The organism is Bacillus sp. F9_6S_D1_P_5 (assembly GCF_054823925.1).
Map to the genome: position 1 here is coordinate 97,000 of NZ_JBTREW010000002.1, position 11,932 is coordinate 108,931.

The following is an 11,932-nucleotide window of genomic DNA, read 5'->3' on the forward strand; positions in this document are numbered from 1 at the left end:
ATTTTTGAAATCAGATATGGACTTAATTCGTCATGAAATATTCGAATCTCGATTTGAAGGAATTTTTAAAACTGATTATAAAACAGCACATGATGCAACTTTAAGATCTGGTCGCCCTTGGAAAATACCTGATATAGATGCAGAATAAAAATGGAGGAGATACACTATGGCAATCCATATAACAATGAATAAAGAATTTGAAGATGAAGAGATAGTTGTATATCAATATTATCCATCTGAATCACCAGAAAAAGTTGGGAAAATGTATTTTCATAAAAAAGAAGAAATGTTTTATGATTTAGAACCTGTTCCAGAAGAATCAATCGGAACAAGAAAGCATTACTTTAATTGTGCGATTTCTAGGATAGTAATATGCCTGAGGAATGGCGGAGAATTTTTGGACGAAATGACATATGGAGTATAGAACAACAAACAAAGATATAAAAAAAACCTGCTCAAATAAAGAGTCGTTTTTTTTTCATACTGTTACTAGGTTAATAGACTTATAAATAGAATTCATTTACAGTAACATCTTTCCCCTGCCAAGAAGAGTATTATTGAAACGTAGATTATTAATCTATAAACCCTGTTGATTAATAATAGGAGGAAAAAATATGAAATACATGGCATATGTAGAAAAAATCGATGAGCTAATCGAAGAGGCAGTTACAATAAATATTAACGGTGTAGTGTTTACGGGATTCTCCACTGTTTGTCCATATAAAATTGAAGAAGGAAAAAATTATCCTGTTATTCTCGACATTACAGTTTTTGATGATATTGAAATAAATGAAGGAATAGATGGAGTGAAAAATTTAAAGAGAATTGATAATTCTTTCAAGTATCGTATTAGTGGAATATTAAATCCTGAGTTTATTGATGCAGGGATTATTATTACAGACGAAGATGAAATATTCCCGGAACACAGTGAATACTTTAACAAGTATGTTGAAATTGAAGTTGATAGAATCAATATTGAATTTGTAAAAGAAGGCTAGTTATTTTCCACAACTCCAAACATGAAATTCAATATAAATAAAGGGGGCCTTATTTATGGCAATATGTTTATTAATGACTAAAGAATTTGAGAATGAAGAGATAGTTGTTTATCAATACTATCCTTCTGAATCACCCGCTAAAATAGGTAAGATGCACTATAATAAAAAGGAACGAATGTTTTATGACATAGAGCAAGCTCCAGTGGATTCCTTAAATATGAGAGAACATTATTTTAATTGTGCGTGTACTAGGATTGTGCGATGTCTTAGAAAGAACGAAGAATTTCCAGATAGCATGGCATATGAAGCATAATGAAACGAACATAAAAAAAGCCACCCAACAGGAAGGATCTTATCTTACTTAACCTCATACCACCAACATCTACGATCAAGGTATCTTTTCATTCCATTAAGTTGCCCATCAGGTGTTTCATAGGGTGAGAAAGCTCCTGATTTGATGATGTTTTGTTTTGCTGATGGCGTTGCAACTTTAATCTAGATTGACGGTTCTTTTCTCCACTAATGTTTTTTATATTTACTAAACCATTCTCCAGTCCAAAATGTTATTCATTAAAAAAATATCTCGAATTTGAGATTTTTCTCTTGCTTTTTAATCACTTGAGTTGTAAAGTGATAGTAACGAAAGCGATTGAGTCATATGAAAAACATACACTCACTTGCTTTCGACTTACAAAACAAAGTAACTTATGCAGTAAAAACTAAGATGAATTTACAAAAACATAATGAGAATAAATTGAAACGCTAAAAACCATATTAGTTGTGGGAAATGTTATTTTTTTAGTTATCACTTGACTAGTAAAATGAAACGGAGGAATTATCAATGTATGAAATTAAAGGGCACCATCACATTTCAATGGTTACAAAAAACGGAAGTGAGAATAATCACTTTTATAAAAATGTACTTGGTTTACGCCGTGTGAAAATGACGGTAAACCAAGATGACCCATCCATGTATCACTTATTTTACGGAGATAAAACAGGAAGTCCAGGCACGGAATTATCGTTTTTTGAAATTCCTTTAGTAGGAAAAACGTACCGCGGTACGAATGCAATTACGCGAATTGGATTACTCATTCCGTCAGAGGAAAGTTTACATTACTGGAAAGAACGATTTGAGAAGTTTGGTGTGAAACATAGTGAAATAACAACATATGCAAATCGTCCTGCTTTGCAATTTGAGGATGCGGAAGGTCTTCGCCTCGTGCTACTCGTTTCAAACGGAGAAAAAGTGGAGCACTGGGAAACTTGGGAGAAATCAGAAGTTCCTGCAAAGCATCAAATTCAAGGAATGGGTTCTGTGGAAATGACAGTACGTAGAATTGATAAACTGGCGAGTACACTTACAGAGATGTTTGGTTATACAGAGGTTAGCCGAAGCGATGAAGAAGCGATTTTCCAGTCTATGAAAGGAGAAGCTTTCGGAGAAATCGTTGTGAAATATTTAGATGGCCCTACTGAAAAGCCGGGCCGTGGTAGCATTCATCATTTAGCAATTCGTGTGAAAAATGATGCGGAGCTTGCTTACTGGGAAGAACAGGTAATACAAAAAGGTTTCCATTCTTCAGGTATTATCGACCGTTTCTACTTTAAAAGCTTATACTTCCGCGAATCAAACGGAATCCTATTTGAAATTGCAACAGATGGACCAGGATTTACAGTTGATGGAGATGTGGAACATTTAGGAGAAAAACTTGATTTACCGCCGTTCTTAGAAGAAAAGCGGGCAGAAATTGAAGCGAAATTAGCACCTATTGAAGAGAAATAATAGAAGAGAAAATATACAATTTAAAACCATTGGAGGAATATAAAATGAACCAATTAAAAGGAATTCACCACGTTACAGCAATTACAAGTAGTGCAGAAAAGAACTATGAGTTTTTCACTCACGTTTTAGGAATGCGTTTAGTTAAAAAAACAGTAAACCAAGATGATATTCAAACGTACCATTTATTCTTCGCAGATGATAAAGGTAGTGCAGGAACAGATATGACATTCTTTGACTTCCCAGGTATTCCAAAAGGAGTACACGGTACAAATGAAATTTCAAAAACTTCATTCCGAGTGCCGACTGATGCGGCGTTAGAGTATTGGGTGAAACGTTTTGACCGTCTTGAAGTAGAACATACAGGCATTAAAGAGCAATTCGGTAAGAAAACTCTTTCGTTCGTTGACTTTGACGATCAACACTATCAATTAATCTCAGATGAATTAGATAATGGAATAGAATCAGGTACACCGTGGCAAAACGGTCCAGTTCCATTAGAATACGCAATTACTGGCTTAGGACCTGTATTTATCCGTATTGCAAACTTTAGTTTCTTTAAAGAAGTGCTAGAAAAAGTTTTATTATTTAAAGAGATTGCGCAAGAAGGAGAATTCTATTTATTTGAAGTAAACGAAGGCGGAAACGGTGCCTCTGTTATTGTAGAACATAATACGGTCCTTCCTGAAGCGCAACAAGGATTTGGTACGGTGCACCATGCCGCATTCCGTGTAGAAGATCGTGCTGTATTAGAAGAATGGATTGAGAGAATCAGTAGCGTTGGACTTCCGTCATCTGGATATGTAAATCGCCACTTCTTCGAGTCATTATACGCAAGAGTTGCACCACAAATTTTATTTGAATTCGCAACAGACGGTCCAGGATTTATGGGAGATGAGCCATACGAAACACTTGGTGAAAAATTATCTTTACCTCCGTTCTTAGAGCCAAAACGTGAAGAGATTGAAAAATTAGTTCGTCCAATTGATACAGTGAGAAGTACGAAGGAATTTATTAAAGAGTAACAATAGAGAGTATAAGTAGGAGAGCAAGTAGTTTTAGCGGATGGCTGGAACTGCTTGTTTTTTTTATTTGTTCCATAAAGTTTTCTGATAATTTTTTCTCAAGTTATCAAAAAGGAAAACTTTGGTATAATTAATTAAAATATTTAATTTTCTGATAATTATTTTTCAATACATAGAAAAGAGGTGGTAATATACAATTTGGATAATTGTATAAATATCCTAATTTTGTAAGTTTGGAGAAAAGGGGATGCGAGTGTATGGGAGCAGATGTAGTAACAAGGGAGCAAATGAAACATTCTTTAGATGATTGGTATCGTGTAATGTTGCAGCAAAATATAGAGAAAGCAACGGAGATGAAGAAAGAGATTGATAGTAAGATTAGTGGGTTGGACGTGGATCAAGATGTATTACTTTATCATACATTATTGAATTTTAGATATGATGCATTAGTTGATTGGATTGGGGTTAGAGAAGATAGTTTCGATAAAGTGGAGTCTTTCGAAATCCCAACAGAAGGCTTTTTAGCTTATTATTATCACTTTTTCAAAGGATTTCATTGCACATTAATTTCAAATTATAACGAAGCGAAAGAACAGTATGAACAAGCGGAGAAGTTATTGCGATATATTGCAGACCCGATAGAACATGCGGAGTTTCATTATCGGATGGGGAATTTCTATTACCATTCCTATCAACAAATCAATGCAATTGATTATTTGAAAAAGGCAAAAGAAGACTTTACGAAACTACAAGGATATGAGATAAATTTTGCTTTATGTGAAAATATTTTAGGGTTATGCTATGTTGATTTAAACCAATTTGAGTTAGCAGAGGAGATATTTAATCACTCATTAAATATTTTCCAGCAAATTAATCACGAAAAATATATTTTAATGGTTAGAACTAACTTAGGATTGCTATATGCAAATCAGAATTTATCAGAATTAGCAATTCGGCATTTATCCGAAGTAACAAAGAAAGCACCTAATCATTTTAGAGCACTTTACTTGGAAGCTGATGAATATTTAAAAATAAATGAATTTGAAAAAGCAAGTGTCATAATAAGTAAAGGATTACATATTTGTAATCAGTTGAAGAATCAGGAATATCAATATCGATTTATGGTTTTAAATGAAATGAATACAAATGTTGATGCATTAGAAGAGGCTGTTATAGCGGGGGTTTCTTACTTTGAAAGAGAAGAGTTGTTTGATTGTATTCAGGAATATACAGAACGCTTAGCAGATAAATTTTATAATGTAAACAATCATGAAAAGGCTAGTAAATATTATCACATGAGTAACGAATCAAGGAAAAAACAGGTGGAAAAAGGGGCGTTAAAATAATGAAGAAAATTGTGTTAACAGTAATTGGATTTGCATTTACTTTCTCAGTTTTAGGTTCCCACGATTTTAATGCTGTTGCTCTTAATAAGGGAGACACAGGTGGAGCACCAGCAAGACCAGATTATGTTAGCTTTAATAAGGGAGATACTGGTGGAGCGCCAGCAAGACCAGATTATGTTAACATTGGTGAAACAGGCGGAGCACCAGCCAACTTCAATATAGGTGAAGGTGGCGGTATTAGCAAACAAGACTCACACGCTGACCATTTTTAAATTAAATAATAAAGAAAAGGGACCTCATAATGAGGTCCCTTTTCTTTTTACGACTAAAAAGAATTGACTTACTTTAAATATGTAACTATAATAGTTACAAAATAGCCATCGCTAATAGAAGTGAGTAATATTTTTTTAATATAATTGTAACTATTACAGTTACAATTAAAATTAATTATAAAACAACCAAATAATGTAAAAACTTTAAATAGCAACAAGAGAAAGGAGACGGGAATGTTGAAACGGTTTAAGTTTTATTTGATTAGCGGTATTGTGCTCGTTTTGTTAATTGTATGTAACTTCGTTGATAAGCCGATTGCGAAGGTTGGAGAAGTGAAAGATACTGTTATGATGAAGCTGCATACGAAAGAGAGTATGGCGCAGATTGATGGGCAGACGATTTATTTTAAGCAAATTGGCGAGGGGAAACCGCCTTTACTTATGCTTCACGGGTTTGGTGGTTCATCTGATGGATTTAGTGATATTTATCCGGAACTTGTAAAGGAACATACGATTATCGCAGTTGATATTTTAGGGTTTGGGCGTTCTTCTAAGCCGGTTGATTTTCAGTATTCATTTCCTGCGCAAGTGAATTTATATTATAAGTTAATGAAGAAGCTCGGATATGATCAATTCGCAGTACTTGGTCATTCGATGGGCGGAGAGATGTCTCTGAATTTAGCGTATTTATATCCGGATGCAGTCACGCATCTCGTTTTAGCGGATTCTACAGGGATAGAGTCTTTCCAGCAAAAAGAAAGTTATGAAGTGCCGCCATTATCAACGGACTTACAAACTGTAACAGAGATTACAGATTATAATAAAAATGCGGTAAAAAATAGCCGCGACGATAAAGAGCATTATAATCAGCTTACGAAAATGAGAGAGCGCCGCATCGCGATGGAAGCCGATAAAATTAAGGTTCCGACTTTAATTATATGGGGACGAAACGATAAGAGCGTTCCTTGGAAAAATGGTGAACTGTATCATGAGCTATTTGCGAATAGTACGTTCCATATCATTGAAAAAGGATACCACGCACCGTTTCGCCAGGAACCAGTCGAATTTATGGAATATGTACAAGCGTTCTTCGCGAAGAATCCACAATAAATTTTAAGCATAAATCCACTTCTTTCCTCATACAGTGAAACTAATAAGGCTTGTCTAAGGAAAGGAATGAAGTTGAGTGGAAACTTTACCATGGTGGGTGTATCTTGTAATCGTTGGGATCGTATTAAGTGGCTACATGGTTTTATATACTTCGAAAAAAGAGCAAGAGATGGATAATGAGTTTATCGAAAAAGAAGGCGAAGTGTATATGAAGCGCTTAGCAGAAGAGCGAGAGAAACGGAATCAGGATAGTGATAAAGATTCGGTATTACTTTAATAGAAATTTTGAAAGGCTACCAACTAGTAGAAGTTTACATCTAGGTGGTAGCCTTTTTTCTTTTTGGGGAGCATGTATACGAAATTCATCATGAACTTTAATTGGTGGCATTTATATATATGTTTCCTCATAAGAATGGAACTAGCGGGGGATTTTACTGGGGGGGGATTAACAATGCATAGGGATGAAACTTCATTACATCCTGATACAGGTGTTACATCTGTAATGTTTGTTGAGCGTTCATTAAATGAAATTCGTTTTTGGTCTAGAATCATGAAGGAGCATTCTCTTTTTCTTCGCTTAGGGTTTAGATGCGAGGATACTCAATTAATCGAAGAGGCGAATCAATTTTATCGATTGTTTGAACATATTGAACAAATAGCGCATTCCTACACAAATGAAACAGATCCTGAGCAAATAAAAAGATTTAATTCAGAAGTACAACAAGCCGCAACTAATATTTGGGGATTTAAACGAAAAATTTTAGGGTTGATTCTCACGTGTAAATTGCCAGGACAAAATAACTTTCCACTGTTAGTTGACCATACGAGTAGGGAAGCTGATTATTTTAGAAAACGTTTAATACAATTAAATGAAGGGAAATTAGATGCCCTTCCTGATGCTATTATTAAAGAAAATGTTTTCTTTTTACGGATTATGGCAGACCATGCTAAATTTATTGGTCATCTTCTTGATCCATCGGAAAGAAAGCTTGTAGATACAGCACGGAATTTTAGCAATGATTTTGATGCATTGATGTATCAAGCAATTGACTTAGAATCTATGAAACCACAATCCCAAACAGTCCCTCTTTTAGATCAATTTTTAGATCAAAATCGTGTGTCGGTTGCGTCTCTTCGGGATTTTAAGAAAACAGCACGTGATTTAATTGAGCAATGTAAAATAAAGAGTATCATTCATCCATTATTAGCAGACCACGTTTTTCGTGAAGCTGATAGATTTCTTGAAATCATTGATATGTATGATGTTCATCTTACAAATATTCAATCACAACCTAGATATTAGAAGATAAGGAAAGATAATATTTTACTTTCAGCTGAGAAGTTAACAATGTATTGTTAGCTTCTTTTCTTTTTGATGAAAATGTTTAAAAATGAAACTTTACGCCATTCTTTCTGGAGAATGATAAGAAAGGATGGCGTATTTTTTATGCTTAATCTAGTTGTAACTAGCATCCGTTCATTGTATTATTGTTCGGGAAATTATTATAGAAGAAAAATATATATAAATCGACACACTACATAGCGCCATGACAACCTGTAACGCAAAAGTTGCACCACCTACGCAACGACAACTCGCTTTACTCTTCATCAGTGATTTGCCCATACTAGACGTAGAGAGGTGATAAACACAGTATGATTTTTAGTGAACGCTTAAAAGAAGAACGAGAGAAACGAAATTGGTCGCAAAGTGATTTGGCTGAAAAAATTCATGTCAGTAGGCAGTCTGTTTCGAAATGGGAGACGGGAAAGAACTATCCGAGCATTGAAATTATTATTCATTTAAGCGATTTGTTCGGTATTACGATTGATGAGTTGTTAAGGAGCGATGAAGAGTTGACGCAGAAAGTAATCGAAGATAGTAAGCAATTAGCATATCCAAAATGGAAGGTGTTTTTCGATAGTCTCTTTATGATGGGCGTATTTTTGTTTCTTACAAAAATCGTTGTATGGATGTTAAATAAGTTTGCTGGGGCGAGCATTACAATTTTAGCGGATGCGCCGTATGTAATGAATTTTTTACCACTCATATTAATGGTTATAAGTGGTACCGCTTCTGATAAGTTGAAGAAAATATATAAATAGAGGAAAGATTTGAAAGAAATCCCCTACACTAGCTGTTCTTTTCACTTAAATTGTGTACTATAAAGGATAGGATGACATAAAGAAGGGGACATTTAGAATGGAATTTCATGAACAGAAGATTTTGCCGGCAGTGAGGCAAATTAAAGATTTGGAAAAGTTATTACATAGTTCGTATGAGTATATCGTTATTTTAGATATTCATGTCGGTCAATTGAAGAGTGTTATATCACTTGCGAAGCAATATTGTAAGAAGGTATTTTTACATGTGGATTTAATTCATGGTTTGCAGAGTGATGGGCATGCGACGGAGTATTTATGCCAAGAGTTTAGACCGTACGGGTTACTTTCAACAAAGGCGAGCGTCATTATGAAGGCGAAACAAAAAGGTGTTGTGGCAATTCAGCGTATCTTTTTAATCGATTCTAGTGCAATGGAGAAGAGTTGCAATCTGTTAGAAAAGACGAAGCCGGATTATATTGAGGTGCTTCCAGGGGCAATGACGGACATTATCGCTGAAGTGAAAGAGCGTACTGGTGTACCGATTTTGGCGGGTGGTTTTATTCGTACAGTTGATGATGTGGAGAAAGCGTTAAATGCTGGTGCGACAGCAATTACGACATCAAAACGCGAACTATGGAAACATTACCAAAAAAAGTGACGAAAATGTGAAATAATTCTGTTGACACCGCTTTCATAAGAGGTTAACATTATAGACAAGTTAATAAACGTGACGGAGAAAAGTAGAGATCCACATTTCATTGTTTCTATATAAATTTATATAGAAGCATGCAAAGCTGTGGGTCTTTTTCTTTTGAAAAAAACGAATGGCCATTCATTTTACCTCTATCACATTTGAAAGCGTTTAAATTGATTGTGGAGGGATACTATGTCAGCATTTTTAGGAGAGTTAATAGGGACTGCGTTGTTAATCGTACTTGGTGGCGGCGTTTGTGCGGGTGTAAGTTTAAAGAAGTCGTTTGCGAAAGATTCTGGTTGGATTGTAATTACAATGGGCTGGGGCTTAGCGGTAGCGGTTGCAGCATATGCGGTTGGATCAATTAGTGGGGCACATTTGAATCCAGCTTTAACGATAGGACTAGCATTTAAGGGAGCGTTCCCATGGAGTGACGTACCTGGTTATATCGCAGCACAAATGATTGGGGCAATTATCGGTGCAGTTATCGTATATTTACATTACTTACCACACTGGAAAGAAACAGAAGATCCAGGAACAAAGTTAGGCGTATTTGCAACAGGTCCAGCAATTCCGAACACATTCGCAAACCTTTTAAGTGAAATGATTGGAACATTCGTTTTAGTATTTGGTATATTAGCAATTGGAGCAAATAAATTTGCAGATGGATTAAATCCATTTATCGTAGGTTTCTTAATTGTAAGTATTGGTTTATCATTAGGTGGAACGACAGGATACGCAATCAACCCGGCTCGTGATTTAGGTCCGCGTATCGCACACTTCTTCCTTCCGATTGCAGGAAAAGGCGGTTCAAACTGGAAGTATGCATGGATTCCAGTAGTTGGTCCAATTTTAGGTGGATCACTTGCAGGATTATTCCATCAAGTTGTATTTGAAGGAAAACAAAATGCAGCACTTATTTATGTAATTATTGCAACTGTGATTGTACTAGCAATCTCTTATATGACAAGTAAAAAAAGTGAAAACAACACAAATAGTAGAAAAGTAGCATAGGGGGAAACCGATATGAAAAAATATATTCTTTCTTTAGACCAAGGAACAACTAGCTCACGCGCAATTCTTTTCAATAAAAAAGGTGAAATTGTTCATTCGGCTCAAAAAGAGTTTACACAACATTTTCCAAAGCCAGGTTGGGTAGAGCATAACGCGCAAGAAATTTGGGGATCTATTTTAGCAGTTATCGCAACTTGCTTAAGCGAAGCAGATGTGAAACCAGAACAAATCGCTGGTATCGGTATTACGAACCAACGTGAAACAGCAGTTGTATGGGATAAAACGACTGGAAAACCAATTTACAACGCAATTGTATGGCAATCTCGTCAAACAGCTGAAATTTGTGATGAGTTAAAAGAAAAAGGATATAGCGAAACGGTTCGTGAAAAAACAGGTCTTTTAATTGATGCATACTTCTCTGGTACGAAAGTAAAATGGATTTTAGATAACGTTGAAGGTGCAAGAGAAAAAGCAGAAAACGGCGATCTATTATTCGGAACAATTGATACGTGGCTTGTATGGAAACTGTCTGGTGGAAAAGCGCACGTAACAGATTATTCAAATGCATCACGTACATTAATGTTTAACATTCACGACTTACAGTGGGATGATGAGCTTCTAGATATGTTAACAGTGCCAAAGAGCATGCTTCCAGAAGTACGTCCATCATCTGAAATTTATGGCGAAACAATTGACTATCACTTCTTCGGTCAAAATGTACCGATTGCAGGTGTAGCTGGTGACCAACAAGCAGCGTTATTTGGACAAGCTTGCTTCGGTGAAGGTATGGCGAAAAATACGTACGGAACTGGTTGCTTCATGTTAATGAACACAGGTGAAAAAGCAGTAGCTTCTGAGCATGGCCTATTAACAACAATTGCATGGGGAATAGATGGTAAAGTAAATTACGCATTAGAAGGAAGTATTTTCGTAGCAGGTTCTGCAATTCAATGGTTACGTGACGGAATGCGCATGTTTAAAGATGCAAGTGAGAGTGAAGTATATGCTTCTCGCGTTGAATCAACTGAAGGTGTATACGTTGTACCAGCATTCGTAGGTTTAGGTACACCGTACTGGGATAGTGAAGTACGCGGGGCTATGTTTGGCGTAACACGCGGTACGACGAAAGAGCATTTCATTCGTGCAACACTAGAATCTTTAGCTTACCAAACGAAAGACGTATTATGCGCAATGGAAGCAGATTCAGGTATTGAACTAAAAACGTTACGCGTTGATGGCGGAGCTGTTAAAAATAACTTCTTAATGAAGTTCCAAAGTGATATTTTAGATGTTCCTGTAGAGCGTCCAGTAATCAACGAAACGACAGCTTTAGGTGCAGCGTACTTAGCAGGTCTTGCGGTTGGATATTGGAAAAACCAAGATGAAATTAAAGAACAGTGGCATATGGACAAACGCTTTGAACCAACGATGGAAGCGGCAACAAGCGAAGAGTTATATGCTGGATGGAAAAAAGCAATTGAAGCAACAAAAGCTTTCAAATAATCATAAACAGTGTTATAATGGTGACAAGTTAATAATTCGGTAGGAGATTTGGAGAGACCACAACACGCTATAGAGGCGAAATCT

General features: G+C 35.8%; 15 protein-coding genes and 1 pseudogene. 15 read left to right on the forward strand and 1 reads right to left on the reverse strand.

Annotated elements, in window-relative coordinates; genetic code table 11:
* Positions 1-4 precede the first annotated feature (4 nt).
* From ACUXEY_RS03390 to ACUXEY_RS03405, 4 genes are all read left to right on the forward strand, one after another.
* Entirely contained in the window at positions 5-148 is a 144-nt protein-coding gene (locus ACUXEY_RS03390) for a hypothetical protein (protein WP_236805537.1), read from the forward strand.
* A gap of 18 nt (positions 149-166) precedes the next feature.
* Entirely contained in the window at positions 167-424 is a 258-nt protein-coding gene (locus tag ACUXEY_RS03395) for a hypothetical protein (RefSeq protein WP_071737263.1), read from the forward strand.
* Positions 425-614: 190 nt separating this feature from the next.
* Entirely contained in the window at positions 615-998 is a 384-nt protein-coding gene (locus tag ACUXEY_RS03400; protein WP_087957616.1) for a hypothetical protein, read from the forward strand.
* A gap of 55 nt (positions 999-1,053) precedes the next feature.
* Positions 1,054-1,311 (forward strand): hypothetical protein, encoded by a 258-nt coding sequence (locus tag ACUXEY_RS03405; RefSeq protein WP_087985658.1) that lies wholly within the window; start codon positions 1,054-1,056, stop codon positions 1,309-1,311.
* Between the two features lie 44 nt (positions 1,312-1,355).
* On the opposite strand, the pseudogene ACUXEY_RS03410 reads toward ACUXEY_RS03405, so the two are convergent.
* Positions 1,356-1,472, reverse strand: a pseudogene (locus ACUXEY_RS03410) (N-acetylmuramoyl-L-alanine amidase C-terminal domain-containing protein); the annotation flags it as partial.
* 367 nt (positions 1,473-1,839) lie between these two features.
* Between ACUXEY_RS03410 and ACUXEY_RS03415 the strand changes: the two are divergent.
* From ACUXEY_RS03415 to glpK, 11 genes are all read left to right on the forward strand, one after another.
* Positions 1,840-2,784 carry a ring-cleaving dioxygenase gene (locus ACUXEY_RS03415; protein ID WP_461300104.1) on the forward strand — a complete coding sequence of 315 codons (945 nt, stop codon included), beginning with the start codon at positions 1,840-1,842 and terminating at the stop codon, positions 2,782-2,784.
* 44 nt (positions 2,785-2,828) lie between these two features.
* On the forward strand, positions 2,829-3,806 hold the full coding sequence (locus tag ACUXEY_RS03420) for a ring-cleaving dioxygenase (RefSeq protein ID WP_461300105.1): 978 nt from the start codon (positions 2,829-2,831) through the stop codon (positions 3,804-3,806).
* 257 nt (positions 3,807-4,063) lie between these two features.
* Entirely contained in the window at positions 4,064-5,152 is a 1,089-nt protein-coding gene (locus ACUXEY_RS03425; RefSeq protein ID WP_078417628.1) for a response regulator aspartate phosphatase, read from the forward strand.
* On the forward strand, positions 5,152-5,424 hold the full coding sequence (locus ACUXEY_RS03430) for a hypothetical protein (protein WP_078417627.1): 273 nt from the start codon (positions 5,152-5,154) through the stop codon (positions 5,422-5,424). Before ACUXEY_RS03425 ends, ACUXEY_RS03430 begins: the two co-directional genes overlap by 1 nt.
* 237 nt (positions 5,425-5,661) lie before the next feature.
* Complete coding sequence (locus ACUXEY_RS03435) at positions 5,662-6,534, forward strand: alpha/beta fold hydrolase (RefSeq protein WP_461300194.1); 873 nt, start codon at positions 5,662-5,664, stop codon at positions 6,532-6,534.
* A 76-nt stretch (positions 6,535-6,610) separates the two neighbouring features.
* A complete protein-coding gene (locus tag ACUXEY_RS03440; RefSeq protein ID WP_000449227.1) occupies positions 6,611-6,811 on the forward strand; it encodes a sporulation YhaL family protein in 201 nt (66 codons plus the stop codon).
* A gap of 174 nt (positions 6,812-6,985) precedes the next feature.
* Positions 6,986-7,837 carry a DUF2935 domain-containing protein gene (locus ACUXEY_RS03445; protein WP_144613329.1) on the forward strand — a complete coding sequence of 284 codons (852 nt, stop codon included), beginning with the start codon at positions 6,986-6,988 and terminating at the stop codon, positions 7,835-7,837.
* 350 nt (positions 7,838-8,187) lie between these two features.
* Entirely contained in the window at positions 8,188-8,637 is a 450-nt protein-coding gene (locus tag ACUXEY_RS03450; protein ID WP_166703653.1) for a helix-turn-helix domain-containing protein, read from the forward strand.
* 97 nt (positions 8,638-8,734) lie between these two features.
* A complete protein-coding gene (gene glpP / locus ACUXEY_RS03455; RefSeq protein WP_060629825.1) occupies positions 8,735-9,295 on the forward strand; it encodes a glycerol uptake operon antiterminator GlpP in 561 nt (186 codons plus the stop codon).
* Between the two features lie 228 nt (positions 9,296-9,523).
* Positions 9,524-10,345 carry a glycerol uptake facilitator protein GlpF gene (gene glpF, locus ACUXEY_RS03460; protein ID WP_166703652.1) on the forward strand — a complete coding sequence of 274 codons (822 nt, stop codon included), beginning with the start codon at positions 9,524-9,526 and terminating at the stop codon, positions 10,343-10,345.
* A gap of 12 nt (positions 10,346-10,357) precedes the next feature.
* Positions 10,358-11,848 (forward strand): glycerol kinase GlpK, encoded by a 1,491-nt coding sequence (gene glpK / locus ACUXEY_RS03465; protein WP_461300106.1) that lies wholly within the window; start codon positions 10,358-10,360, stop codon positions 11,846-11,848.
* Positions 11,849-11,932: the final 84 nt, after the last annotated feature.

Coding starts and splice junctions, on each gene's coding strand:
- ACUXEY_RS03395 (WP_071737263.1), top strand. CDS start 167: ATGGCAATCCATATAACAATGAATAAAGAATTTGAAGATGAAGAGATA.
- ACUXEY_RS03400 (WP_087957616.1), top strand. CDS start 615: ATGAAATACATGGCATATGTAGAAAAAATCGATGAGCTAATCGAAGAG.
- ACUXEY_RS03405 (WP_087985658.1), top strand. CDS start 1,054: ATGGCAATATGTTTATTAATGACTAAAGAATTTGAGAATGAAGAGATA.
- ACUXEY_RS03415 (WP_461300104.1), top strand. CDS start 1,840: ATGTATGAAATTAAAGGGCACCATCACATTTCAATGGTTACAAAAAAC.
- ACUXEY_RS03420 (WP_461300105.1), top strand. CDS start 2,829: ATGAACCAATTAAAAGGAATTCACCACGTTACAGCAATTACAAGTAGT.
- ACUXEY_RS03425 (WP_078417628.1), top strand. CDS start 4,064: ATGGGAGCAGATGTAGTAACAAGGGAGCAAATGAAACATTCTTTAGAT.
- ACUXEY_RS03430 (WP_078417627.1), top strand. CDS start 5,152: ATGAAGAAAATTGTGTTAACAGTAATTGGATTTGCATTTACTTTCTCA.
- ACUXEY_RS03445 (WP_144613329.1), top strand. CDS start 6,986: ATGCATAGGGATGAAACTTCATTACATCCTGATACAGGTGTTACATCT.
- ACUXEY_RS03450 (WP_166703653.1), top strand. CDS start 8,188: ATGATTTTTAGTGAACGCTTAAAAGAAGAACGAGAGAAACGAAATTGG.
- glpP (WP_060629825.1), top strand. CDS start 8,735: ATGGAATTTCATGAACAGAAGATTTTGCCGGCAGTGAGGCAAATTAAA.
- glpF (WP_166703652.1), top strand. CDS start 9,524: ATGTCAGCATTTTTAGGAGAGTTAATAGGGACTGCGTTGTTAATCGTA.
- glpK (WP_461300106.1), top strand. CDS start 10,358: ATGAAAAAATATATTCTTTCTTTAGACCAAGGAACAACTAGCTCACGC.